Here is a 26,478-nt window from a genome sequence, read left to right as displayed (position 1 = left end):
GCTAACGAGTCCTTTACTCGCTATGATGGAGTCCGCATCCCTTCCCGCATTTGAAAATATTTATATAACTCCGCTATAAATGTTTTATTCAACTGGGTTGCGGAACTTCCCCCGGTATAATGTTCTACAAAGGAAAGAAGAAGAAATTGATCATGCCCCGCATCAAAGGCAAGCAAAAAGCTATTTTCATCCCCTTTTTCCCCTTGCTGCATTTTTAATTCCGCTGTACCGGTTTTGGCAGCCAATTGCTGCTGATGGTTGTACAGAAGATGAGCTGTGCCATTTGGATGATTGACTACTTCTTGCAAAAGTTTTTTCATTTCATTGGCTGTTGAAGGAGTAATGGCTGATTTTGACTTTGGCCCGGCTTTATCATTCAATAATGTCGGGTAAACAATTTTTCCTTCGTTTTGAAAAACAGAATACATAGCGGCTTGTTGAATCGGCGAGACCAATAATTCCCCTTGTCCGTATGCCGTATCTGCCAGCAGAATTTCTGAATCAAATGCCGAATGATTGGAAATTTGCGCCGGGTTCATGGCGATCGGCAAATTTAATTCCTCGCCGAAGATAAACTGATCCAACCCATTTCTAAAAGTTTTTTCCCCCATTTCCAAGGCTTCTTGGGCAAAGTAAATATTATCCGAGTAAATGAGCGCTTTTCTCATATCGACATCACGCACATTAGAAACCCGAGTAACCGAATACCCTCCCCACGTTTCATTTTTTTTCCAGCTTAATCCATTTATTTTTCTGAGCTTACTTGGATATGTTATTTTGGCGTCAAGGCCAATACTGGCGGTGATGGTTTTAAAAGTGGAGCCGGGTGCATATCGTTTAGCAAATCTTGAAATAAACGGCTTATCTTCATCATTCGCGTATTGATCATATTCTTCCCGAGTTATTCCTTGAACCATTTTGTTTGGATCAAATGAAGGAGAGCTAACGAGAGCATACAGTTTTCCATCATTCGGGCTCATGACAACGGTAGCACCGGGCTTTCCTTTCAATTGTTTAAATGCCTCCGTTTGAATATACGTATCAATCGTTAGCTGAATATTTTTCCCATCTATTTTTTCCCGCTTTTGAATTTCTTTCTTCCTTTGACCATCTTCATTGACAATAACAATTTCTCCTCCACCTTTGCCGCGCAATTCCCGGTCAAACGCTCTTTCCAATCCCGCTTTGCCAATCATGTCCCCTTCTGCCACATGTGGATTTTCCTCCAAATCTTCCTTTGTTACTTTACCTATATAACCGGTTAAATGGGCCGCGGCTTCCTTTAAAGGATAATATCGCAGTATTATATTTCGATAAGAAATGCCCGGGATATTTTCCGTTTTATTGGATTCTAATACTTTAAGAGGAACAAACAAGTCATCTTTTACCCATTTTTGATGTAGTTTTCGATGTATCTCTTCTATAGGAATATCGAGTTGCCGACTCACATTTTCCAGCCTCTTTTCTTTTTCATTCCCCTGAGATAAATCTTTCGGAACAATTCCAGCCTCTTTAAAAGCTTCGTTTACCGCCAATCCGTTTCCTAGATGATCTGTTATTTCTCCGCGTTCTGCTTGCCAATCATGGAAAGCCACCTTATCTTTTCCTTCCATTCCCGGAAAAATCAAGGAAGGAGCCCATTTTACCAAATATTGACCATCCGTTTTTATGATTTTTGTTTGGTATTTTACATTTTTCAAAGTACCTAGTGGAGTTGTAAACCTTAATTGATAGGAAAGCTCATGTTCACTATTATTTATTTTTTTAAATGAGATTTTGGATGCTTGTATGTTATGAATATGAATTCCGTTGAAGATGTGGTCATATTTATCTATCACTTCTTGGGAAGTATAGCCTAACGAAGTGTATGATTGTTTTTCAAGCACATCCTCCATTTTTTTATATTCTTTGTTCTCTAAAATCTGAATGAAAGCATCTGCTGCTTCTCGTGCTTGGCTGTTATCATTTTTATGAATGAAGAAGAACAGACCAAAGCCCCCGCCCACCACTAAGAAGATTAATAGTATGATAGAAACAATTTTATTGTTATCTTTTTTTCTTCTGACTCGACTATTCACACGCTCCCCTTCTTCTCCTTAAGTTTAATTACTACAAATGTAGTTTTTATGAATTAACTACACTTGTAGTAATAGGGATCATTATAGCATAAATAAGATGAATAGCAAATATAAAAAATCGTTCAATTGGTTCATCCGTGCCGACGTCAGCTTGTAGCCTACTAGGCAGGTTCAAAAAAAGAACAATCCCCAGCAAAATCCGTCTTGCTGCGGATTGTTCGAACGAAATCACCTATTACGAGAATAGGGTTAGTCTTGCCAAAAATTCAGTGTCGGCTTGAATGCTGACTCTAGCTTCAAGCTTTTGCGCGGAATTTATTTGCTTGCAAAAAACGGATAATATCCATATTTTTCCATTTGGAAAAACGAATTCCTCCCATCATTTGCTAAAGGCTTGGTGATCATGCACCAGTTGTCCGAGCACTTCTTTCTAACTCTCTTGATTCAATCTTGATTCTTCACATTTCATTTTCGTACTCCTGCCTTTCAGCACGGCTCACCCTTGATCTGCAACAACAACCTCAGCGTCGTCATCAAAAGGATTCACCACTCGATGCGGCACTTCATCGGGAATAATAAAGGCATCTCCCGCTTCCCGCTCAGTAAGATCTGCGCCCATTTCGATCTTGATAGTGCCACTTACGACATAAAACGCGTGCCCATCATAGCAAACGTGATCGGCTTGATAACCAGATGGGTACTTTACTACCCGCAGACGCTGTTTTTCAGTTTCCAACCATTTGGACAGAGCACCCGTTGACGCTTTGCCAGGCGTGAATCTTTCTTCATTTTTGGCCACTTTAACATTCGATAGATGCGCATTCCCCACTCCCATTCCTTATTTATTTTGATAGCCGATCGACTGCGATAAGCTGTTTCATCATTTAAAACACATGATAGTTCTACTACTGTAACTAGCGTAAACAGCCTCATCAATAAATAACAGACTTTTCATTTGCGTCAAGGATGGCGTATCATTTTCAAGAGCTAAATCATCCGTTTTAAACTTCCAGGGAGAAATCAAAAGACTCTAGGAATGTCACTCCGTTCTTGATACTTCACTTTTTTATACACAGCCTGTTTCAAGAATGCACTTATTGATACAGTATATATTGTTCCAATTTGATTGCCGTACGCTTCTCCGCTTCTAAAACCGCGAAAATGAATTAAATTACGATTTTACAGGTACGCATATTTCGCAATATGGATTGCTCTTCATATCGCCAGTGTATTTTTCCAAGATAGGTTTATGATCAATTTGATAGCCGGTGCTTTGTAAGGATGAAAAAATATCAGCATATGCTTTTTGAATATCTTCTGCGGTATGTCTCACTTTGTAAATGAGGTATGTTCCCCCAGAGAGTTCACCTTCATAAATGGAACCATCCATTTGATCATCTTTTGAAATCACAATACAAGCATCGAATCTGCAGTTTTCAGGCGGTGTTGTCTCAGGATTATCTCGTGGAATGGCAAATAGGATTGCCGATTCAAGAAGATTTCTCTCCCTGGCCCATTTTTTTAACTTCTCCATGACATCGACATTGGCAGGTCCATATGGACCAACCCTTCGTACATAAGCTAGGCGATAGTTTGGAAGTGTTTCTACTTTATAGTGCATCACTGTTTTCTTCCTTTCTCCTGTATTTGTTTGCCACATTTCGAATGTAACATGCTTTAAAAATATATACAGTATATTTTTAAAAATAAATTGAATTATTTTTATATTTAAAAGGATTTTGAATGTAAAATGATTAGGCATGCCAGCATAAGATCCATTCTTTTGGAAATGGGCTCAAGTTTTGATTGACTTATACAGTTAGGTTGTATACAGTTAAACTATATAGTTAAACTATATAGTTTAACTGTATAGTTTGAAAAATTTGTGGAGCGTGAATGATATGGAGTTACATAAATATTTGCCATTGACTGAAACGACCTATTATATTTTATTATCCTTACTTGAGCCCGCTCATGGTTATATTATGATGCAGAAGGTCGAAGAGCTAAGCAATCAGACTGTAAAGATAGCTGCGGGTACGATGTATGGAGCAATTGAAAACTTGCTAAAACAGCAACTGATTACAGCAGTAAAAAGTACGGATAAACGGCGAAAAACATATGTCATCACCGAGAAGGGCAAAGAAGTATTGCGACTGGATTGTGAACGAATGAAGCATATTGTACAAGCAACTGAAAAATTGCTGCCTACGGCAATGTCAGGTAATGGAGGGAAAGAAGATGTATAAACTGAAATTTTTTATCGACTTTGAAAAAGAGGAACAATGGTTAGAGCAGATGGCCAATGAGGGTTATCATTTACAAAATAAGTTCTTCGGATATCACTTTCGAAAGGGAGAGCCTGAAAAAGCAACGATAAAAATTGACTTCAGAATGTTTAAGAAAAAGGAGGATTTCATCGATTATTGTACGATGTTTGAGGACGGTGGCTGGAAACATCTTGCCGGCACGAAAAGCTCAGGGGTTCAATACTTTAAAAAAATGGACGATACTGTTGGAGATGAGATTTTTTCTGATAATCATTCCAAAGCTGCCAGATATAAAAGATTGGCCAATATGTTTTTTGAATTGGCAATCAGCTATTTACCGCTGTTAGTAGTATTTTATTTGATAGATATCATTGATTTCAAGGCGTTAACGAATCCACAAGAGTTCTATTTTACACCTGGTTTATGGGATAAGACCGGGATATCTTTTTGGTCTTCCTTTCTATTTGAAACACCATTTGCGCTAATGCGGGGATATAGTTGGGTATTTTTTCCATTGGCAATCATCCTGTTTTTTTTCTTTGGGTATAGGTCGAATAAACTGTATTTGCAAAATAAAAGTTAGTATATGGAAAAAAGTGTGGAAAATGACTGGCAATGGAATATCACGTTGTCTGTAAAACAGTGACAATCCTCCCCGGCGCCGGATATACAAGTGTCTTTGAAATTACAAACACTCTTCGGTAGAAAGAAAAAAAGTGCAGTTCCAGGGCCTAACGTTTATCATGCTTTCGGGCGGACTTTTTTTCCAACACACCTTTTTCCCGCCTTTCTTGAACCTAATGCTTTTGAAAAATCATTTATGATACATGTTATAATAGTCATTGAATACACGAAAGTTTGAAAAATGGTTCAATACCGAGTATTTACGATAGACCATATGAGTAAACAGCAACGGACCTTTATTTTCATGTACTTAAAATAAAGGAGATTACTTCCAGTGTACAAAAAAGATTACGCTATTTTAATCATGCTTGATCAAGCAAGAAATATGACAAAGGCTGCTGAAAAGTTGTTTATCTCGCAACCCAATTTAACCTATAGACTTCGACAGATTGAAGAATATTTCAATACAAAGATTTTTATTCGTGATCGGTCTGGTCTTTTCCCTACTCCAGAGGGAGAATTGATTATTAAATTAGCAAAGAAAAACGTAAGAAACATAGAATTGACTCTAGATGAAATACAATTAATGGAACAAAGTGTTCGTGGTACGGTTAAGCTAGGTGTAGCATCAACTTTTGGACAATACATATTGCCTACCATACTAAAAGAATTTCAATCCATTTATCCAGAGGTTAACTTTCATATCATTACAGGATTAAGTTCGAATATATATAAATTGTTTTTATCCGGGGATGTTCATATCGCCATTTTAAGAGGGGAGTATTTTTGGGAGGAGAAACAGCATTTATTAGTTTCAGAGCCAATCAGCATTGTGTCAAAGGCACCTATTGAAATGAATGCTTTACCTACATTACTGAGAATTCAATACGAAATGGACAGCTATTTGAAGGGGATGGTAGATGAATGGTGGAAAGATATTTTTAAAAAACCCAGCATTATTTCTATGAGTGTAGATAGCCTGGAAACAGCAAAGGAAATGGCTCGTGTGGGACTTGGATATACAATATTGCCCGGCATTTGCCTCATGAATGAGCACGAATTATCTATTCAAAATTTATATGGCCATGATAAGCAGTTAGTCAAACGTGATACATGGGCATATTGCAGGCATAAAACATTGAATTTCCCTGCCGTTCAAGAGTTTTTTAAGTTTCTCAAAAACCACTCTTCTTACGCGAAATTACATGATCATAACCATTTATAAAACTAATCATCACAACAAAAGAAATTGATGAAATACACTTGACTAATCGTAAGAAAGAGGCTGGAACATAAGCAAATACGAAATAGCTAAAACCGAACAATTCATTTATAATTGTTCGGTTTATTTGTGTAAAAAAATCCCTATCATCGCTACGTCAAAAAAATTTCGCTTTCCGCAGGTCTCTTCAGCTTCCTCGGAAAGCAAAGGCCGCTTTCTCCGGGATCTTCAGCTCGAGCTATTCCCGCAGGAGTCTACATATTTTGATTACGCTAAAAGCTTGCGTATTATAACACTAGGACAATTTATCCGGCATGTAAGGTGCCGTAAATCTTGAGTAAATACAAAATGTCTAAGTGGGAGATAACGGCACCTAAATGCCCGATTGGTTCAACTAACATTCAGTAGAAGCCCTACTGAATGAAGTTTCACTTTATCCGGCATGTAAGGTGCCGTAAATCTTGAGTAAATACAAAATGTCTAAGTGGGAGATAACGGCACCTAAATGCCCGATTGGTTTAACTAACATTCAGTAGAAGCCCTACTGAATGAAGTTTCACTTTATCCGGCATGTAAGGTGCCGTAAATCTTGAGTAAATACAAAATGTCTAAGTGGGAGATAACGGCACCTAAATGCCCGATTGGTTTAACTAACATTCAGTAGAAGCCCTACTGAATGAAGTTTCACTTTATGGTTCGTTTTTTATTTAGCTGATTTAGTTGCGTCCCAGCTCTTTCATATCATCCCCAACCTCAATATTGATGAAATATTTCTTGAATGGAGTTTCTATCACGATCAAGCAACAGTGCTAATGAAAGTAAAATGCGTGCCTTTTGAGGATTTAAATTATCTCCGCTAATGGCATTGAGCTGGTCATAGGGTTCGATACAAACTACTCGGCCATTCCCAACCCTGCTGTTCCGTACCACATTAATTCCTTTTTCCACAGCATTTAGGAGAGCTTCTTCTTCACTTTTTGAAAATCGCCCCGCGCCTGTACCCGCCATTATGATTCCTTGATAATGTTCACTTTGGACAATATGGTTAATTAAATTTCCAGTAGCGCCAGCATAGGAGTAGACAATCTCAACATTTGGCAGATCGGTTATTTTGATTTGTGAAAACTGGGAATCTATCGTATGTTTTCTAACTGGCTCGCGGTAATAAACAATGTCATGGGCTGCATCGATATACCCTAAACATCCCATCGTCCCCGATTGGAACCCATCCACATCGTATGTATCCACTTTCGTTACTTCCCTCGGGCTATGAATCTTATTATTGAATGCGACTAATACACCTTTCCCGTATGAATCTGGATGGATGGCTACCCTAAAAGCATTCAATAAATTCAATTGGGCATCGGAGCTGATAGCAGTATAAGGACGCTGAGAACCTACCAGTACAATTGGTTTGGAACTATATACAGTTAAATGGAGAAAATAAGCGGTTTCTTCCAATGTATTCGTTCCATGAGAAATGACAGCCCCGTCAAAATCCTTTTCGTTTAAATAATATTCAATATCATATTTTAATTGAATCCAATGCTGGCTGTTAATTTGAGTACTGCTCACATTATCAAAGGGTATTACTTTTATTTTGGCTAATTCTTTCAGTTCAGGAATATTTTCCACAAAAAATGTCCCATCTATTAAACCTGACTTATAATCTTTTAAGTCGAGTCTATTCGTTCCTTTTGCAGAAATCGTACCACCTAACGTAATAAATGCAATTTTTTTCATCATCTTCCTCCAGCAAAACAGACCTGTTTCTGTTTTTAATGACTCTATCCATAGTCTTACATATCCATCGGCTGCTCACTCGTGTTCTTTTTCTTAATATATTTAAATAGCGGCGGAATCATCAAAGACAGGACAGATACGATTAAAAGCGACACGGCAATCGGTTTTTCAATAAAAATGGATAAGCTGCCATTGGAAATCGTTAATGCCTTTCTGAGAGATTGTTCCATCATATCTCCTAAAATAAACGCCAAAATAAATGGTGCTGCCGGAATTCTGACCAATTTGATCAAAAAGCCAATGACGCCAAAGAATAAGAGCAAGTATAAATCAAATACGTTAAAGCTTAATGTGTAAATGCCAATGACACAGAAAAAAATAACGAGTGAAATTAACATTGGGCGTGGTATCATCAATATCTTTGATATATATGGAATTAATGGTAAATTTAAGATTAATAAAAATATATTACCTATATACATACTAATAATAATGGCCCAAAATAATGTAGGATGATCCGTCATTAATAAGGGACCAGGCTGAATTCCCATGACAAGGAATGCCCCTAACATGACAGCCGTAGTACCAGAACCTGGAATCCCAAGACTTAAAAGAGGTACAAAAGCGCCGCTAGTCGCAGCATTATTGGCAGTTTCGGGTCCGGCTAATCCGGCTACAGCCCCCTTTCCAAATTCCTCCGGCTTTTTGGAAAGCTTTTTCTCGGATGTATATCCAATAAATGATGCAATTGTGGCACCAGCACCCGGTAATACGCCAATCAGAAAACCGATTAACGATTGTCTGGCCATAGGTCCTCTCATTTCTTTAAAATCTTCTTTCGTTAATCGTAAGGACCCTATTTTATGCATTTTTGCTTGGGCTTTATGACGGTTAATGATCAAAACCGCAACTTCTGCAATGGCAAATAAACCGAGACCAATAACCAAAAATTCAATTCCATTTAATAAATTGATATTGCCGAAAGTAAACCTTGGTGTACCAGTTTGTCCATCAATCCCTACTGTTGCAACCATAAACCCTAATACTCCGGAAATCAAAGCCTTTGACATAGATCCATCTGATAAACTTGTGATAGCCGTCAGCGCTAAAAGCATCAACGCGAAGTATTCAGCCGGCCCAAAGGCAACAGCAACAGAAGCCAATGCCGGTGCAAATGTCATTAATAAAACAACTCCTACGGTACCGCCGACAAAAGAACAGATGGCGGCAATTGCCAATGCTTTTCCTGCATGCCCCTTTTGCGCCATAGGATACCCATCAAAGGCAGTCGAAATGGTTCCCTCTACACCAGGCGCATTTAACAATATTGATGAAGTGGAACCGCCAAAAATAGCTCCATAGTAAACCCCCGCCATCATAATGAGCGCTAAATATATATCCATTCCATATGATATAGGAATCATAACGCCTATTGCTGTAATCGGTCCAAGTCCGGGAATCATCCCGATTAGGGTACCTATTAGGACACCTATAAAAACAAGCAAGATTCCTTCAACACTAAATGCCACTTGAAGCCCTTGCATTACACCATTTAAAATGTCCATTCTCTTCCTCCTTATGGTAGACTAAAGCGGTAAAATTCCCTTTGGCAGTGAGATTTGTAGTAATTCAAAAATATAGTAAAATACTACAGGTATCATAATTGAAACGATCATATTCACAATATGCCTTTTGTATCCTAAAACAAAGGTCGAAATGAAGATGAAAAGCATGGATGAAATCATAAACCCAAGTACTTCAAATAGGATGGCATAAAGAATGAAAAATAAAGAAATGACACCCAGCATTTTCAAAGCATTTTTGTCTAACTCAATGGCGCTTTCTTGATCTTCGTTCCCCTGATCCTTTTCAAAAAATAAAACAATAGACAAAATCAATAATAAAACACCCAGTACATAGGGAACAGCATCTGAATCAACAGGGACTAAGTCATACGCTGGCAAGCGAAAAGCAAAAAATAGATAAAAAACAGATATTAAAAATAAAACACTTGCTGCCAGCTTATTTTTTGATCGTAGCAATTGACCTTTCTCCTTTCATTCAAATAAGAGGAATGTATTACCCATCCCTCTTATTTGATAGAATATGGCTGTTTCTATTTTGTGAGTCCCAGTTCGTCTAAAAGCTCTTTTACCTCTTCTCTTTGCTCCTCTAAGAATTTCTCGAACTCCTCACTGCCCATGAACATTTCGTTCCAACCGAACTGGGCACGAATATCATTCCAAGCTTCACTTTCATGTAACTGTTTGAAGGCATTTTCGTAAAATTTCTTGGCATTCTCATCCATTTTAGGCGGTCCAAAAAATCCTCTCCAATTAACAAAAGTTTCATCAATTCCTTGTTCCTTGGCTGTTGGGAAATCAGAGAAAATTTCCCCTTCAAGTCTCTCTTCAGCAGTAATGGCAAGCACTTTCACATTACCTGCACGAACTTGTTCAACTGTTTCAGCCACTCCGGTTGAGAACACATCAACACTTCCGTTTAGCAAAGCAGCTAATTCACCGCCATCTTGTTCAGATACGTATTTGATTTTTGTAATATCCACACCATAAGCTTTAGCAAAACGGATAAACTGTAAATGATCCATACTTCCTGGTGAAGAAGAACCGTTGACCGTAATGCTGGAAGGGTCCTTCTTCATATCTTCAAATAATTCAGGTAATGTATTCCACTTTGCGTCAGCTTTAACTACAAATGCACCATAGTCTGCAATGATATTCGCAATTGGTGTAAAGTCGGTATGATCATATTCAGACTGTCCATTTAAAGGCACATCGATAATAGGTGGAGAAGCGACGAACAGATGATAGGGGTCACCTTTGAAGTTGGCCACATATGCCCAGCCTACTGCTCCGCCTCCACCGGTTTTATTCACAACACCAATATCTTGATCAATAATTCCCTCTTCATCTAAGACTTTTGCGGCCATTCGGGCAGTTGTATCCCACCCCCCGCCTGCTCCAGATGGTGCTACAATTTCTATTGACTTTTCTGGTTTCCAATCTCCATTTGTGGTTCCTTGACTGCTTTCACTACAGGCAGCAAGAATAAATGAAAGTGCAATGAATATCCCTAAAAATGAGAACTTTTTCCTCAAAATCCTTCCCCCTTTAACTTTGGTAACGATTTCATTCTGATTATAGTGAAATAAAACAAACACGTAAAATAGAAATTTTCAATGCTGATCTATTCACTTTTTTTATGAAACAGAGGAGCTTCCATAAAAAACGCCCTACAAAAAATAGCCCCACGCAAAAAAATGTTGCATGGGACATTGTATTAGCTTTCAAATTCTGAATGCTTATTTTTCTTATTTACTTTTGAAGGCGCAAAAGATTTAATTCGTTTTTGTTCTTTTTTTATTTTTTCTTCCGCAAAATCAGAAAAGCTTTTACCATCTTGGTTTGCTATAAAATAGATATACCTTTCCTTATCCTTCTTTTCAATAATGAGGGGAGCAATATCCTTTTTCAGTAAGAGGTAATTCATAATCAATCGCCCTGTCCGTCCATTTCCATCATCAAATGGATGTATCCGTTCAAATTCAATATGACTTTCACACAATAAATCGATTACGTCTTTATCTGAATGAGAGGTGTTCAGTCGAAAGTTTACGTTATCAATCCATTGCTTCATTAACATAGGAGTCTCTTTGGGATGTGCGGTATCAAAATCCGCACCTTTCATAAAGTTTTCCTCTGTTTTAAACTTACCTCTTTCATGATGCAGCCGATCCATTAGTATTGCATGTGTCTCAAACAAGATGTCGAAAGTAAAATCTTTTTTTAGAGTTTCCGGTGAAAGCAAATACTCCATCGCGTGACGATGATTATCAATTTCGTACAACTCTCTAAGAGAAACTTTATTGGGCACGGTATTATGCAATATGATTGATACGGTTTCTGGCAAGCTAATTGTATTGTTTTCAATTGCGCTTGAGTGATGCGACATTCTCACCAACAAATCCTCAACATATTCTTTGGATAAATCCAAAACAATCCCTCCCGAACAGATTTTATAAATTATATTATACAAGACTAACGGTCATATCCATCAAGCATCCGATCGAATTCTCCAATATTTCTTTCCTTTTGATATTCATGATAAGACTTCCTCATGGCAAAGGATAGCCGGGAAATAGCATGGTTTTTTTATTGAAATAGCCTTAAAATTTTTTTGTTTACTATTGGTAGAAAAATCAATACCCTTCCTTTTTTATGTTGAACCGCCCCGTGAATGAGCCCATCCACTTTTTCTTAATCGTGACCGATCTTATAGCAGTTTTGCAACCATGGACTTCATCTTATCAAAACGATAAATGTCAACAAAAACATATACATAGGAGGCTTGTCCTTTAAAAAAAAAGAAAAAGTCTTAACATTATGAGCTTGTTTTTTCTTTAGCTTCTGTTGAGTTATCAAGGTTAAAACACGGTGCTAACGCTGTATTAAAAGCTTCCTCAATTGGAATATCGCCATAATACTCTTTACCAATATACAAAGGAGATTTTCTCTTTTTCTTGCTCACCGTAAAATCACCTCATGAAACCCTATGCAGGTGGGACACGTGGACGGCCCTACATACAATCAACTTCTTTTTTGCCAGTTTGGCAAATAGATTTTTAACAAAGTTCATTCATTTTTCAAGAGGTTCAGCAGGAAGTACACTCTGGCCAACCTTCGCAGCTCCTATCGCAGAACGCCAGCCATCGCATGTCGCTATGTAATGATTTCACTCACTTTTTGCCACTTCATTTTAAAAAACGGGGGTAATATTAAAGGGGATTTTTGAAGGTAAAATGGATGCTCCGACCGATTATTTTGTTGTTACGGAAGACTTGTACATAACCGAATGACATTCGTGTTTCAGAATTAAATTGTACACTTTTTAAATAGGGTTGATTATGTAAAAAGCGTAATTTCCCTATCACAATAAAGAAATTACGCTCATTTCAATATCCCTTTATCTCGTTGAAAAAAAGGCTCGTCCAACTCGGTAAGGAATACCTTCTGATTTCAGATGTGGTTTTTAAAAGTTATTTGAGTAAAAAAGGCACATTATTTCACTCTTCAAAAGGATCTATTATCATTTTTAGCTACATTTTCTGTTGGGTCAAAGCGAACTTGCTCCCACGTTTCATTTCCTGTTTTACAAAATAGAAGGAACACAATACCCAGCCCGATTAGGAAATGGTCATTTTTCACCGATTTTGGCAACCTGTTATAAGGACACTACTATTACTTTAGGACACGTCTACATTTGTTATTTTGTTAAATGTACATCTTTTAAAGCTGCCCAAAACGCAACACCGACTGCTGCAGCCAAGGTAAGAAAAGGTGCGTAGAAGATAAAGAAATTCTGCATCAGGAATATCTCCTTTTGTTTGTATGAATGTGTTGTCCGGTGACGTAATCTTTGTTGAAAAGAAATAATCGCAACAGTAAATAAAGAGAGGGGATCAATAATCCCAGTCCGGCAATAAAGGCGACAACCAGCGATATTGCCATCGTTTTATTTGTAAAGCCATCATAGATCGTTAAATGCGGGTAAAGCAAGTAAGGGTAATGTGAAAAGCCATATGCAAAAAAAGCAAGGGCAAATTGACCCGCCAATAAGCCGAAAGCTCTTCCGTAATGCTTCCTTTTCCAGATGAGCCAAACCGTCCCCAAGAATAGAAGGAATGATAAAGCGAACATCCACCAGAGATTGAGCAAGTTCCCAAAGTGTTCCGGATTATGGGCCCGGATTTCGACAATGATCCCGGAAGCGGTGATAATCAATGGCATTGACCAGATGAGCGCATAGTTGCGCATCAGCTCCGTTGCATCTTGATCATGCGCTTTATGGGCATACCAAGTCAGAAAAACGGCGGAAATATAAAGTACGGCCACAATGCTCAATACCACAATGCTCCATGTAAGGGGACTGGTAAACAACTCCCAGTAGTCCAGCACGGGCTTTCCATCCACGACCGAAACAAATCCGCCTTCTGAAATGGTCAGCACAATCGACAAAGAGGCAGGAAGGAACAGTCCTGACAATCCGTACATGAACGAATATCCTTTATGCCCTCTCGCTCCATACGTTTCAAAAGCATAGTATGACCCTCTGATTGCCAATAATAAAATGGCGATACTGACAGGGACAAGTAGTATTGTTCCGTAGTAAAAAGCCGTTTTGGGGAAGAAACCGACGATGCCAACAAAAAAGAATACGAGGAACACGTTCGTCACTTCCCAGACAGGCGAGAGATAGCGCTGAATAATATTCGTCAATATATGCTGCTTGCCGTTAAATAAGCTATATGCGTTAAAGAAACCTGCCCCAAAATCAATCGAAGCCACAATGACGTAGCCGAATAAAAAAGTCCATAACACCATAATGCCTAAGATTTCCAGATTCATTGAACTGCACCGCCTTTTTCCGCTCTCCGTTCCTCAAGCTCACGTTCTACGGGGTTTCTTCGGAACATTCTGCTTAAAACGATGGCACTGCCTACGGCAAGAATGAGATATAACCCAGCAAAAAGGATGAGCATCATGTCAACGTGACCGCTTGTTGTTGCAGCATCGGAAGTTTTCATAAGGCCGTAGAGAATCCAAGGCTGTCTTCCTACTTCAGCCAGCCACCAGCCCGTCTCGATAGCCACGATTGATAAGGGACCGCCGAGAACGATAAGCCAGTGGTACCACTTGCTGTTTATAAAGGACCAGCTTCTTTTCATTCCCAACCAGTAGACAAAGGATAAGAGCGTCATCCATACACCGATGGAAACCATGATATCGAATAAGTAGTGGATATAAAGAGGCGGAATTTCTTCCTCTTTGATTTGATCCAATCCGATAACTTCAGCCGAAGGATCGGTGTATGCTAAAATACTTAACGCTTTGGGAATTTCAATGGCATATTTAACTTCTCCATTTTCCAATTTCCCGAACAAAATTAATGGTGCGTCTTTAGATGTTTCAAAGTGCCACTCGGCAGCCGCCAGTTTTTCCGGCTGATAATCAGCCAGGTATTTTCCTGAAAAGTCACCGATGATTGCCGTTGCGATAGAGAAAATCAATCCTAACTTCATTGTCAAATAAAGAGCTTTTTTGTGATAAATATGGTCTGAACCTTTTAACAATCTGAAACCGGCGATGGCTGCCAAAATAAAAGCGGATGTCATAAACGCGCTTGACACAACGTGTGCCACTTTTGTAGGCATGGCCGGATTAAACATGGCTAAGATCGGGTTGATATTCACAAGCTCACCATTGACAACATCGAAACCTTGCGGCGCATTCATAAATGCGTTCACAATTGTGATAAAAACGGCGGAAAAAGCCGCCCCCGCCGCCACTGGGATCAGAAGCAAGAGATGCTTGCGCTGGTCTTCGAACCGATCCCATGTGTACAAATAAATTCCCAGGAAAATGGCTTCGAAAAAGAAAGCAAAAGTTTCCATGAACAGCGGCAGAGCGATGACATTCCCCGCCAATTCCATAAAGTTGGGCCACAAAAGGGAGAGCTGTAAGCCGATTGCTGTTCCGGTCACAACTCCGACGGCAACCGTTATCACAAAACCGCGAGCCCACCTTCTTGCAAGTAAAATATAATGCTCATCGTTTTTCTTGATGCCGACCCACTGTGCAATCATGATCATCAGCGGGACACCGACTCCAATTGTGGCGTAAATAATATGGAAGGAGAGGGTAAGTTCGGTTAATAATCTGCTGTAAAATAAAGAATCTCCATTAAACATGAAACATTCACCCTTTCATCAACTTCCGAGAATTCGTCCAAGCATGGATAAAAGCATAATGGCTGCTACGCCAAATACAAGTCCCATCAATACCTTTTCATGTTTTTTGTAAAGCATTGCGTCACCCCTGTCTTGATTTGCTGATTAAATCGTAATCAAAAAAATCTATAAAATATCAGTCCAAGTCTTGATAGCTGTCGCCAAAATCAAAACAGCCAAAATGAGTTGCAATACCTTTGTGTTCAATTTGCCGCTTACTTTTGCGCCAAGCGGAGCCGCTATGATACTTGCGATGATCATGATGGCCGCCGATTTATATTCAATTTGGCCCGTGGCTATTTTTCCTACCGTTCCGCCGATGGAAGAAATGAATGTGACGGCCAAGCTTGAAGCTATCGTCATACGTGTAGGAATATGAAGAACGGTCAACATAATCGGCACCAATAGGAAACCTCCGGCAGCACCAACAATTCCTGAACCAATACCGACAATCAACGCCAACCCCATTGCTAATGGTTTGTTAAAAGTCACCTCATGCATCGGCTTATCATCCACTTTTTTCTTGGGAATAAACATCATGACCGCCGCAATGACGGCAAGTGTACCATATACAATATTTACAGTATTCTCTGACAAGGCGCCTGAGCCCAAGCTGCCGATCAGACTCCCGATCAAGATAGCAGATCCCATATAAATAATTAAATCTTTTTTTAAGAAGCCGCCTTTCCTATAGGCCCAAACACCCGCAATAGATGCGAAAAAAACTTGAATCGCGCTGATCCCCGATACTTCATGGGCAGTGAATGTGGCCATTCCGAGAAGGGGCGGTATATAGAGAAGCATCGGGTATTTAATGATTGACCCGCCAACCCCGACAAGTCCGGAAACGAACGATCCGACAAAACCAATGAGAAATATGACGATAAAAAATGTCCAATCTATTTTTAACACCTTCTTTCTTTATTCACTTATCTTTAAACTCAGTATAAAAAAAGGGAAAAGAAAAAAGTATAGGGGGATTCCACCATAAGTAAAATCAGTTTGACAAGGTTGTGACAGAAATTCCATTGAAGGAAGATCAACTAGAAAAAACGAAAAAACCCAAATGCATGCCGGCATTCGGGATCTTCCTTGAAGCGTGATCATCTTTTACAGGTACAAGCCAATCACTACTTGATGTAGTCATTGGCAATTCCGTACTGAATCAATTCAGCCTTTGTTTTGACATTAAGCTTTTGCATTATATTGGACTTATGATTTTCTACTGTTTTTGTACTGATGAACAGTTGATCGGCAATTTGAATGTTGGAATAACCAAGAACGGTCAAGCGTAAAATTTCTTGTTCCCGAGTCGAAAGGATATCCGCTTTCTTCTTCCCCTTTTGTTTATACAGCTTTTCAATCTGTTCTTCAGGTAAGCCTACTTCATAAAAATTCCTGCCCGTATAGACAGCTTGAATCGCCTGATACATTTCGCCCCCCTGGCTGTTTTTTAAAATATATCCGTCCGCTCCCACTTCAATGGCCTGGCGGATGTAGGCGAGCTCGTTATGCATCGTTAACATGATGACTTTGATATCAGGCTGGTGTTTTTTAATTTCGATGGTGGAAGTAAAACCGTCAATGCCTTTGGGAATCGAAATATCCATTAAAATAACATTCGGCCGCAATTGTTCCGCGAGTTGAATCGCCTCGGCACCATCAGAGGCTTCTCCTACCACTTCGATATCTTGATACTTTGTTAATAACAGTCCAATACCTTTTCGAATTAACACATGGTCATCCACCAGTAACACTTTAATCATATTTCAGGCCTCCATCTTGGAATAACAATATCAATGGACGTTCCCCGCCCGATTTCCGACAGGATTTTGCACGTGCCTCCCAGCTGATCAACCCGTTCTTCCATATGCTTTAAGCCGAGTCCTTCATTTTGGATTTTATCACGAGCAAAGCCGATGCCATTATCTTTGATGGTTAAATATATATGGGTTTTATCACGCAAAAGATTAATATCTACTTTCGTTGCTTTCGCATATTTGATCACATTATGCAAAGCTTCCTGTGTAATACGATACAGGTTGATTTCTACGGCTGGGTCGCTACGATCAATCCCTTCCGTGGTTAGTTCAATATCAATCCCCGGGACCTGTTTATGGATCAATTCGATCAAATGGCGGATCGTTGGCTCTAAGCCAAGTTGATCAAGGCTATGGGGACGCAGGCGATGCGAGTATGAATTAATGTCGTCCATCACTTTCTGTAACTCTTTTCGCACTTCGACAATATATTCATTCAGTTGTTTGTTATCATGCACAAATGATTCAATGGCTTGTAAGGCGACAGACACGGAAAACAACGATTGGCCAACACCGTCATGCAGTTCGTGGGCCAGCCTTTTATGCTCTTCTTCCTTTGCTTCGATTAGTGCGCGGATCATTTTTTTATTGATGGCCGCTTCCCTTGCCCGTTTATGCAGTTCATGATTCCGTAAAACGAGCAGATATTCAGTCTCTCCGGTATCTTCATTCATATATATAGCAGCGGTACTCATTTCCACATCAATGGTTTTTCCATGATAGGTCGGCATCTCCGATAAGAATGTCGGCACCTCTTTATTTGCTATCAAGTAGCATGTGGGTTCGCCCTCTTTCAATTCGCGGGTTTTGCAATAAGAGCAATAATCGACATACCCGCCGACTTTCCAACCTGTCATTCTTACAGCGGCAGGGTTAATCATGACAATTTCCCTGCTTTCCTTCATGACAATGATGCCTTCCAACATGTGCTCATATATTCTCCGAAGATATTTGTTTTCCATGTCTGGATTCATGATTGGGCCTCCTTTAGCTACAACTCCTTTGTTGTATCTATTTTAATAAAGTTGTTGATTGAAAAGCCATGTTTTTGCAGCCATCGGATGAAGCAGTTACTTTCAAGTTGTTATTGTACGGCTGTTTTTTTCAGTGGGGCTAATAGCTGTAAGGAATAGGAATTCCCTGTTTGAGACAGCAACCGCCTGAATAGCAGTCCCACGCATCTAAGATTTGTTCATTTTAAACGTCACCCGTTTTTTCTTCTTTTTGTATAGGTGGCCCAAACCGGGACAAAGAAAATAAGAAACGAAATGACACGCAATCATCCCCAAAAAGAGTGCCCTTATGAACAAGAGCACTCTTGAGTAAAATGGATTAATTTTTTACATCTTTGATCCATTGGCCATAACCGCCAGCCATATTGACAAGGTTATGATAGCCATTCGCTTTTAAAATACTGGCGGCAATGGCGGAGCGGCCTCCAGACTGGCACTGGACAATCAATTTTTTATCCGCAGGCACTTCGTCCAAGCGATTTTTCAGTGTTCCGACCATGATATGCTGAGCTCCTTCGATATGGCCTTCTTGATATTCTGTTAAATTACGCACATCAAGCACTGCCACATCCTCTTGCTCCATGAGCTCTTTTGCTTTTAAAGGAGTTACGTTTTCATAAGAATCTAGCTCTTGAGCTTGCTGTATCATATCTGTTGCATCCGCATATGCTGCCACTTTGTCGATGCCGATGGAACGGAGGGCAATCAACATTTCATCAAGTTGAGCTGGGTCTGCGAGCAGGTATAATGGTTTTTCATAGTCGACAATCCACCCCATCCAATTGGTGAATGAGTTATTGAAGGGAATATTCATAGTTCCTTTTATATGTCCTCTTGCAAAGATTGCTGCATCCCGTGTATCAATTACTTGGCTTCCTTTTGTGACCAGGCGCTCTACCTCATCAATGGATGTGATCGTTTGGACTGGCGGCAAATCTTTGATCAGACCGATTCCTACTTTATTGACATGTTTCATCACAGCAAAATAATAGGGGGGCTCAGGTTGACCTTCCAGCAATGCTTTGACGAATTCATCTTCGTTGTCATATTTCATGGCCCAGTTGAATTGTTTTTCATACCCGACAGTAGAGGATGGAATGGCTCCCAATGCTTTACCGCATGCGCTTCCCGCCCCATGTGCTGGCCACACTTGCAGGTAATCGGGTAACTTTTTGAAGCGCTCGACGGATTTGAACATTGCTTTCGCTCCAGCATCTGCCGTTCCTTGTATACCTGCCGCTTTTTCCAGTAAATCGGGGCGGCCGATATCGCCCGCGAATACGAAATCGCCGGTGAAAATACCGATTGGTTTATCCGCGGCTGCTCCGTCAGTCAACAGGAATGAAATGGATTCCGGTGTATGGCCGGGTGTGTGCATCACTTCAAATGTTAAACGTCCCAATTCGAATTTGTCGCCGTCTTTGAGCAATTGATGCGATATTCCGTCAAGGTTTTGATATTTCCAGTTTTCATCCCCTTCGTCGGATAGATATAGTTTTGCACCAAATCTATCGGCCAATTCGCGTGATCCTGCTACAAAGTCGGCATGAATATGTGTTTCAAGCGCGCCAACAATTGTCATGTTTTCTTTTTCAGCGACCTGGATGTAAGGTTCGATATTTCGCATAGGGTCAATAATGACTGCTTCCCCTTTTTGCTGACATCCGACCATATAAGATGCGTGTGCCAGTTTTTCATCATAAAAATACCGTAATAACATTCTGAATCTCCCCTTTTATATTGTTTTATTCAAAGTGGTCAGCGTAGCTTGTACATATTTCAGTCCTTGTTGTACTGACGGCTCTTTTAACCATTTCAGGATAGTGATTAGTTTGATAGGTTCAGAGTCGGCTTGCGCCTTCTGCTGAATATCCTTCACAATGCGCAGCCCCTGTCTGCCTTTTTCAACAACGGGATCAGCATATGATTTCAAGGTGGCTGCCGCATATTCCAAAGAGGCTTCGTCATGTAAAATGGCTTCGCCAAATTCCAGGAAGTTATCGAGTTTTTCAATGAGTTCATTTAAACGCGGTAATTTTTCAAGAAGACTGATGAGTGCTTCTACTGTTTCCAAATCAAGATTGTAGCTGCGGATCAGCTCGTCATATTGATTGAGTGATTGTTTATCTTGTAAAACGGCTTTTCCAAAGTCGATCCATTCTCCCAAAGTTTCCATGTTCTTTTGATATGTTGGTAAATTGACGAGTAAGTTGACAATGGCTTTCTGTGTTTCTGGCTGCTGTAGTTGCTGTTGTATCGGATTCATTTCCATCATATCCGCGCTCCTCTACATTGTTCCTTTTAGCATGCCGTTCCAGTACATGATTGGAAGTAAGTCTTTCTTCATCATATACATGCTGGCCCGTTCAACGTCTTGGTTAAACGGCATAGATTCCGCTGGTTCCTTTGTATAGTCAAACTCCGCCAAGATCAATTTGTTGTAGCCAGTGACGATCGGGCAGGAAGAGTATCCGTCGTAATGGTGATTCATTTGCTGGTTACGCATGCTCGCAACAATATTTTCGGCAACGACTGGTGCCTGTTTCCGGATGGCGGCGCCTGTTTTTGATGTTGGCAAGTTGGCGTTATCTCCCAAGCCGAATACATTTTCATATTTTTTATGCTGTAACGTATACATATCCACATCCACCCAGCCGTTTTCATCTGCCAAGGGACTGTTGGCAATAAATGTTGGAGCTTTCATGTGGGGGACGGCATGTATCATGTCATACCGAACTTCTTCGATGCTTCCCGTTTCAAGATTCTCAAATATTGCCACTTTCTCTTCCGCTTTGATCTCCTTGAGGTCGCGGCGGAACCGCGCATTGATCTCTTTACGTTCCACTACTTTTTCAAGGGCATTGCGATATTTTACCACATCAAAAATTGCCGGGTTTGCTGAACCGAATACAATGTTCACATTTTGCCGTATCCCTTTTTTTCGGAAAAAATCTTCAGCCAGGTACATGATTTTTTGTGGAGCACCTCCGCATTTCACTGGGGAATTTGGATGTGTGAATAAAGCTGTTCCTGATGTGAAATGACGGATTGTTTCCCACGTATACTGCACATGTTCAAATGAATAGTTACTGCAGACGTTTTTTGTACCGAGTGACTCTTTTAACCCTTTAATGGAACCCCAGTCGATTTCGATTCCTGCTGCGACTACTAAAAAGTCATAGGTAACTGCTGTTTGATCTTTTAAAATAACCTTGTTATGATCCGGATCAAAAGTGTCGACAGCTTGTTGAATCCAAAAAGCTCCTTCTGGTATCAGGCTTTCCATATCACGTTCTGAATCTTCTTTTTTCGCCGCTCCACCTCCAACAAGGGTCCATAGTGGTTGGTAATAATGTTTTTGTGCGGGATCTATAATAGCTACTTCATTAGCTAAATGATGTGACTTGCGAAGTAAACGCGCTGCGACAGATATTCCAGCTGTGCCGGCTCCGACAATAACAACTTTAAAAGAGTTTCTCATGCGTTAGCCTTCTTTCTTATATTCTATGAACTTTCTACTCTAACCTTAATCAAAGCTGGGAGAGAATCCTATAGGGGAAATCCCCTAATTCATTCGTGCGAAAAAAAGGGTTGTCAATATAGGTGAGGTTGTTTCCACTCATTTTGCAGCAATATTTCTATCGTTCTTATCAATGCCCTGCCATCAACGCAATTACTTTGGTTAAAGTCAATAAAGTATTGATCAATCGTGAAACAGCAACGGACCATCAAAAAGAAAACGGAAAAGAAATGACCAAGTCAGGCTGCTGAAGATGAAAAGAAGATGCTGATCTTCCCAAAGAACGATCTGTGTAGAGGCTATCCGGAGAACAGTTGGAAAGCCAATCATGCTATTATGTATGAGAGATGGGAAAAGAGCTATAGGGTATTAAGAATAACCCTTGACAATGATGGTTTTGATGATGGATTTTCTCAGAAATGGATTCTTGCCGGGAATGTTACCTGAAACACAAGCCCACTATGGGCTCGAAAGCAATATCAAAAGATGCTTCATCAGACCTTTACCTTAACCGTCAACCTAACGAACAGAAATTGGAACGAATCATCACCGCATAACAAATCTCCTTTAATGAAAAAACAAGTGGTCAAGAATCGGCGCGCCTTGCTGGCCGCAAAAACAAAACCGGTTCCCTTACGGAAACCGGTTTTGCTTATTATAGCTTTAGTTCCCCCATGCGCAAAAGTTCAACGACAGCTTGAGAACGCCCCTTGACTCCGAGCTTTTGCATGGCATTGGATATATGATTCCGAACCGTTTTTTCACTAATAAACAGTTCGCTTGCGATTTCCTTTGTGGTCTTATCCTGAACTAACAGCTCAAAAACTTCTTTTTCTCTTTTCGTGAGCAGCGGTTTATGAGTGAAATCGTTCTCCTTCAACTATTGTAACCCTCCTTGCCTTCGCCAGCTTAAACCGTGGGGATGGGTATTTTAATTGTCACCACATCATATGTGAATTAAATATCGTGAGTGACATGTTGAAGGCAAGAAAAGGATAAATAGGCTTACGATTACTTTTTTTTACGTTGATTTCCGGGATGGATGTCCCCTGCATCTCCTTTAAATAAGAAAAAGGAGATAATAGCGGATAAGAGGGCTGCTCCAATAGCAAGATATACGCGGATATTCGGTTCGATGTCTGTGTAATGCTTATTGAGCCACCACATTGACAGAAAATAAACAATAATCCCGATCGGGAGCGCATACAAGGCGATTCTCTTCATTGTCAACTTCCTTTATTAAAAAGTATGTATCCGAGGTCCTATTCGTGACATGCAACCATTTTCGCCTTTCAGGAGCTTAACAACTTATTCTTCATCTCATCTGTCCATGGAACGCTTTTTCCTGTCTTTTTGGATACTTGCACCATGGCGCCTCTCCCCGTAAAGCATGGTGAGCCATCTTCACGTGTCGCAAGGTAATGAAGATCTAGAGAGGATTTTCCCACCTCACCTACTTTCACATATACTTTTAACAATTCGTCGAAATACACCTGGGCCATGAAATCACATTGCAGATCGGCGACTACCGGCATCGTTTCGTGTTGTTGTTTTACCCAGTTCTGCATAAATCCTTTTTCTTTGAAAAAAGCAATCCGCGCCTGCTCAAAATAAACAAATGGAACTGTGTTGTTCAAATGGCCGAACATATCTGTTTCCGAAAAACGGACCTTCACTTCCTGGTAAAATGAAAATTCTTTTTTCCATTCGTTAAAGTCATGAATATAACTGATTCGGGACATCATGATCCTCCTTTTAAAAAAACAGCAGCTCCACATGGGAAAACTGCTGTTTTTGAAAATGATCTTCTTCCTTAATCCACCATATGGTCGCTTCCGAAGAAGTTTTTAAACATTTGAATGTTCGTTGCACGGTTCATTGCGGCAATCGAAGTCGTCAAAGGAATGCCTTTAGGGCAAACTTGCACACAGTTTTGCGAGTTTCCGCAACCGCTGATTCCACCGTCTTCCATCAGTGCTTCCAAACGTTCATCTTTATTCATTGCTCCGGTTGGATGGGCATTGTATAGGCGCGGGAGCGAAAGCAGAGCAGGACCAATAAAATTGGACTTGCTGTTTACGTTCGGGCATGCTTCAAGACAAACGCCGCAAGTCATGCATTTGGAAAGTTCATATGCCCATTGACGTGTTCTTTCCGGCATCCGCGGTCCCGGTCCAAGATCATATGTGCCATCAATAGGAATCCATGCTTTGATTCGTTTCAACGCATCAAACATTCGGCTGCGGTCAATGACCAGGTCGCGTACTACCGGGAACGTATCCATCGGTTCCAAACGGATGGGTTGTTCCAGTTGGTCAACGAGTGCCGTACACGATTGACGCGGCTTTCCGTTGATTCTCATGGAGCATGCTCCGCAAACTTCTTCAAGGCAGTTCATGTCCCAGGCAACAGGTGTTGTTTTTTCCCCTTTTGCGTTAACCGGATTTCGGCGAATTTCCATCAAAGCGGAGATAACATTCATATTCGGCCTGTATGGCAGTTTAAACTCTTCTGTATATGGCGGTGAGTCAGGATGATCTTGACGAGTTATGATAAAGGTAACTGTTTTGTTTTCACTCATCCCTTGTTCTCCTCTTTCTTTTTGGTATAGTCGCGTTTCCGAGGTTTGATTAACGATACGTCTACTTCCTCGTAACTGAATTCAGGCCCGTTTTTGCCCGGATTATACATCGCCATTGTTGTTTTTAACCATTCTTCATCGTTACGGTCCGGGAAGTCTGGCTTGTAGTGCGCTCCACGGCTTTCGTTTCGGTTTAAAGCTCCGATTGTAATAACGCGGGCAAGCTGCATCATGTTCCATAGCTGTCTTGTAAAGACCGCCCCCTGGTTGCTCCAGCTCGTTGTATCGTTAATGTTGATATTTTTCCAGCGTTCCATTAATTCAAGAATTTTATCATCTGTTTCTTGTAGTTTTTTATTATAACGAACGACTGTTACGTTGTCTGTCATCCACTCGCCGAGTTCTTTATGAAGGACATAGGCGTTTTCCGTACCGTCAAGCGACATAATTTCAGACCATTTTTCTTCTTCCTTTTTAACGGCTGAATCAAATAGTGTAGAAGATAGGTCTTCGGCTGTTTTATCAAGGCCATTCACATATTTTAATGCTTCGGGGCCCGCGACCATTCCTCCAAAAATGGCGGATAGCAATGAGTTTGCTCCTAGACGGTTCGCTCCGTGCTGTGAATAGTCGCATTCGCCGGCCGCGAATAAACCTTTAATATTTGTATGTTGTTCATAGTCAACCCACAAGCCGCCCATCGAGTAATGAACTGCAGGGAAGATTTTCATTGGCACTTTACGCGGGTCATCACCCGTGAATTTTTCATAAATTTCAATAATGCCGCCAAGTTTCACATCCAGTTCGTGTGGGTCTTTATGGGATAAATCCAAGTAAACCATGTTTTCCCCGTTAATACCGAGTTTTAAGTCCACACACACATGGAAGATTTCCCGTGTGGCAATATCACGCGGAACAAGATTTCCGTATGCCGGATATTTTTCCTCGAGGAAGTACCAAGGCTTTCCGTCCTTATATGTCCAAACACGGCCGCCTTCACCACGCGCAGATTCACTCATTAAGCGAAGCTTGTCATCACCGGGGATGGCAGTCGGATGGATTTGAATAAATTCTCCATTGGCATAGGCTGCACCTTGCTGATATACAATCGATGCTGCAGAGCCGGTATTAATGACAGAGTTCGTTGATTTTCCAAAAATGATTCCCGGTCCTCCGGTTGCCATGATAACAGCATCGGCAGGGAATGATTGGATTTCCATTGTTGTCAAGTTTTGCGCGACAACTCCACGGCAGACACCGGAATCATCTTGAATGATGCCAAGGAAATCCCAACCTTCAAATTTATTGACAAGGCCAGCTACTTCATGACGGCGAACTTGTTCATCTAGGGCGTATAACAACTGCTGCCCCGTAGTCGCCCCCGCAAATGCCGTCCGATGGTGCTGTGTTCCTCCAAAGCGCCGGAAATCAAGCAATCCTTCCGGCGTTCTGTTAAACATAACGCCCATCCGGTCAAGCAAGTTAATGATCCCTGGCGCTGCTTCACACATGGCTTTTACAGGAGGCTGGTTAGCCAGGAAGTCTCCGCCGTAAACCGTATCATCAAAATGGATCCAAGGGGAATCTCCTTCCCCTTTTGTATTTACAGCCCCGTTAATTCCACCCTGGGCACACACCGAGTGTGACCGTTTTACGGGTACTAGCGAAAATAGATCTACGGGGTGTCCTTGTTCTGCAATTTTTATAGTTGCCATCAAGCCGGCCAATCCGCCGCCGACGACGATAATTTTACCCTTGCTCATCGTGTGGTTTACACTCCTTTTTAGCTACTTGTTCTAT

Annotated in this window: 26 protein-coding genes; 4 read left to right on the top strand and 22 right to left on the bottom strand. The window is 40.6% G+C overall.

Annotation, left to right across the window (positions count from 1 at the left end):
* Positions 1 to 20: 20 nt before the first annotated feature.
* From NST31_RS17810 to NST31_RS17800, 3 genes are all read right to left on the bottom strand, one after another.
* Entirely contained in the window at positions 21 to 2,078 is a 2,058-nt protein-coding gene (locus tag NST31_RS17810; RefSeq protein WP_339162357.1) for a penicillin-binding transpeptidase domain-containing protein, read from the bottom strand.
* Between the two features lie 496 nt (positions 2,079 to 2,574).
* Positions 2,575 to 2,907, bottom strand: a complete 333-nt coding sequence (locus tag NST31_RS17805; protein ID WP_339162354.1) for a cupin domain-containing protein — start codon at positions 2,905 to 2,907, stop codon at positions 2,575 to 2,577.
* Positions 2,908 to 3,249: 342 nt separating this feature from the next.
* Positions 3,250 to 3,699, bottom strand: a complete 450-nt coding sequence (locus NST31_RS17800; protein ID WP_339162352.1) for a GyrI-like domain-containing protein — start codon at positions 3,697 to 3,699, stop codon at positions 3,250 to 3,252.
* A 280-nt stretch (positions 3,700 to 3,979) separates the two neighbouring features.
* On the opposite strand from NST31_RS17800, the gene NST31_RS17795 reads away from it, so the two are divergent.
* The 3 genes from NST31_RS17795 to NST31_RS17785 all read left to right on the top strand — a co-directional run bounded on the left by NST31_RS17795 (position 3,980) and on the right by NST31_RS17785 (position 6,197).
* Positions 3,980 to 4,327, top strand: a complete 348-nt coding sequence (locus tag NST31_RS17795) for a PadR family transcriptional regulator (protein ID WP_339162349.1) — start codon at positions 3,980 to 3,982, stop codon at positions 4,325 to 4,327.
* Positions 4,320 to 4,931 carry a DUF2812 domain-containing protein gene (locus NST31_RS17790; protein WP_339162347.1) on the top strand — a complete coding sequence of 204 codons (612 nt, stop codon included), beginning with the start codon at positions 4,320 to 4,322 and terminating at the stop codon, positions 4,929 to 4,931. The genes NST31_RS17795 and NST31_RS17790 overlap by 8 nt, the downstream gene beginning before the upstream one ends.
* 375 nt (positions 4,932 to 5,306) lie before the next feature.
* On the top strand, positions 5,307 to 6,197 hold the full coding sequence (locus tag NST31_RS17785; RefSeq protein WP_339162345.1) for a LysR family transcriptional regulator: 891 nt from the start codon (positions 5,307 to 5,309) through the stop codon (positions 6,195 to 6,197).
* A gap of 750 nt (positions 6,198 to 6,947) precedes the next feature.
* Here NST31_RS17785 and NST31_RS17780 read toward each other — a convergent pair.
* The 14 genes from NST31_RS17780 to NST31_RS17715 form a co-directional block, all read right to left on the bottom strand.
* Positions 6,948 to 7,940, bottom strand: a complete 993-nt coding sequence (locus NST31_RS17780; protein WP_339162343.1) for an asparaginase — start codon at positions 7,938 to 7,940, stop codon at positions 6,948 to 6,950.
* A 53-nt stretch (positions 7,941 to 7,993) separates the two neighbouring features.
* Positions 7,994 to 9,502, bottom strand: coding sequence for a tripartite tricarboxylate transporter permease (locus NST31_RS17775; RefSeq protein ID WP_339162340.1), 1,509 nt, complete (start codon positions 9,500 to 9,502; stop codon positions 7,994 to 7,996).
* 21 nt (positions 9,503 to 9,523) lie between these two features.
* A complete protein-coding gene (locus tag NST31_RS17770) occupies positions 9,524 to 9,979 on the bottom strand; it encodes a tripartite tricarboxylate transporter TctB family protein (protein WP_339162337.1) in 456 nt (151 codons plus the stop codon).
* A gap of 74 nt (positions 9,980 to 10,053) precedes the next feature.
* Positions 10,054 to 11,022, bottom strand: a complete 969-nt coding sequence (locus tag NST31_RS17765; RefSeq protein ID WP_253191854.1) for a tripartite tricarboxylate transporter substrate binding protein — start codon at positions 11,020 to 11,022, stop codon at positions 10,054 to 10,056.
* A gap of 215 nt (positions 11,023 to 11,237) precedes the next feature.
* The gene (locus tag NST31_RS17760; protein WP_339162334.1) at positions 11,238 to 11,951 is read right to left on the bottom strand and encodes a Fic family protein; all 714 of its coding nucleotides are present in this window, start codon (positions 11,949 to 11,951) and stop codon (positions 11,238 to 11,240) included.
* A gap of 387 nt (positions 11,952 to 12,338) precedes the next feature.
* Complete coding sequence (locus NST31_RS17755) at positions 12,339 to 12,485, bottom strand: hypothetical protein (protein WP_171973822.1); 147 nt, start codon at positions 12,483 to 12,485, stop codon at positions 12,339 to 12,341.
* 836 nt (positions 12,486 to 13,321) lie between these two features.
* The gene (locus NST31_RS17750) at positions 13,322 to 14,362 is read right to left on the bottom strand and encodes a cytochrome d ubiquinol oxidase subunit II (protein ID WP_339162332.1); all 1,041 of its coding nucleotides are present in this window, start codon (positions 14,360 to 14,362) and stop codon (positions 13,322 to 13,324) included.
* Entirely contained in the window at positions 14,359 to 15,705 is a 1,347-nt protein-coding gene (locus NST31_RS17745; protein WP_339162330.1) for a cytochrome ubiquinol oxidase subunit I, read from the bottom strand. The genes NST31_RS17750 and NST31_RS17745 overlap by 4 nt, the downstream gene beginning before the upstream one ends.
* Positions 15,706 to 15,870: 165 nt before the next feature.
* On the bottom strand, positions 15,871 to 16,647 hold the full coding sequence (locus NST31_RS17740; RefSeq protein WP_339165608.1) for a sulfite exporter TauE/SafE family protein: 777 nt from the start codon (positions 16,645 to 16,647) through the stop codon (positions 15,871 to 15,873).
* A 227-nt stretch (positions 16,648 to 16,874) separates the two neighbouring features.
* Positions 16,875 to 17,510: a response regulator transcription factor gene (locus tag NST31_RS17735; protein WP_077110163.1), complete on the bottom strand. Its 636-nt coding sequence runs from the start codon at positions 17,508 to 17,510 to the stop codon at positions 16,875 to 16,877.
* On the bottom strand, positions 17,507 to 18,538 hold the full coding sequence (locus tag NST31_RS17730) for an ATP-binding protein (protein ID WP_077110162.1): 1,032 nt from the start codon (positions 18,536 to 18,538) through the stop codon (positions 17,507 to 17,509). Before NST31_RS17730 ends, NST31_RS17735 begins: the two co-directional genes overlap by 4 nt.
* Positions 18,539 to 18,896: 358 nt before the next feature.
* Positions 18,897 to 20,297 carry a rhodanese-like domain-containing protein gene (locus NST31_RS17725; RefSeq protein ID WP_339162326.1) on the bottom strand — a complete coding sequence of 467 codons (1,401 nt, stop codon included), beginning with the start codon at positions 20,295 to 20,297 and terminating at the stop codon, positions 18,897 to 18,899.
* Between the two features lie 15 nt (positions 20,298 to 20,312).
* Positions 20,313 to 20,852 carry a hypothetical protein gene (locus tag NST31_RS17720; protein WP_339162323.1) on the bottom strand — a complete coding sequence of 180 codons (540 nt, stop codon included), beginning with the start codon at positions 20,850 to 20,852 and terminating at the stop codon, positions 20,313 to 20,315.
* A 12-nt stretch (positions 20,853 to 20,864) separates the two neighbouring features.
* Entirely contained in the window at positions 20,865 to 22,058 is a 1,194-nt protein-coding gene (locus NST31_RS17715) for an FAD/NAD(P)-binding oxidoreductase (RefSeq protein ID WP_339162322.1), read from the bottom strand.
* Between the two features lie 122 nt (positions 22,059 to 22,180).
* On the opposite strand from NST31_RS17715, the gene NST31_RS17710 reads away from it, so the two are divergent.
* A complete protein-coding gene (locus NST31_RS17710) occupies positions 22,181 to 22,348 on the top strand; it encodes a hypothetical protein (RefSeq protein ID WP_339162320.1) in 168 nt (55 codons plus the stop codon).
* A 404-nt stretch (positions 22,349 to 22,752) separates the two neighbouring features.
* Here NST31_RS17710 and NST31_RS17705 read toward each other — a convergent pair whose 3' ends face one another.
* The 5 genes from NST31_RS17705 to sdhA form a co-directional block, all read right to left on the bottom strand.
* Positions 22,753 to 22,977, bottom strand: coding sequence for a response regulator transcription factor (locus NST31_RS17705; RefSeq protein WP_077110157.1), 225 nt, complete (start codon positions 22,975 to 22,977; stop codon positions 22,753 to 22,755).
* Positions 22,978 to 23,108: 131 nt separating this feature from the next.
* Positions 23,109 to 23,321 carry a hypothetical protein gene (locus tag NST31_RS17700; RefSeq protein ID WP_077110156.1) on the bottom strand — a complete coding sequence of 71 codons (213 nt, stop codon included), beginning with the start codon at positions 23,319 to 23,321 and terminating at the stop codon, positions 23,109 to 23,111.
* A 68-nt stretch (positions 23,322 to 23,389) separates the two neighbouring features.
* The gene (locus NST31_RS17695; RefSeq protein WP_339165607.1) at positions 23,390 to 23,839 is read right to left on the bottom strand and encodes a thioesterase family protein; all 450 of its coding nucleotides are present in this window, start codon (positions 23,837 to 23,839) and stop codon (positions 23,390 to 23,392) included.
* A 71-nt stretch (positions 23,840 to 23,910) separates the two neighbouring features.
* A complete protein-coding gene (gene sdhB, locus NST31_RS17690; protein ID WP_077110154.1) occupies positions 23,911 to 24,678 on the bottom strand; it encodes a succinate dehydrogenase iron-sulfur subunit in 768 nt (255 codons plus the stop codon).
* Positions 24,675 to 26,441: a succinate dehydrogenase flavoprotein subunit gene (gene sdhA / locus NST31_RS17685; protein ID WP_077110153.1), complete on the bottom strand. Its 1,767-nt coding sequence runs from the start codon at positions 26,439 to 26,441 to the stop codon at positions 24,675 to 24,677. Before sdhA ends, sdhB begins: the two co-directional genes overlap by 4 nt.
* Between the last annotated feature and the right edge of the window lie 37 nt (positions 26,442 to 26,478).

Source organism: Siminovitchia sp. FSL W7-1587, assembly GCF_037963795.1.
GTDB classification, from domain to species: Bacteria; Bacillota; Bacilli; order Bacillales; family Bacillaceae_C; genus Siminovitchia; species Siminovitchia thermophila.
This window is presented reverse-complemented; position numbering and strand designations above follow the sequence as displayed.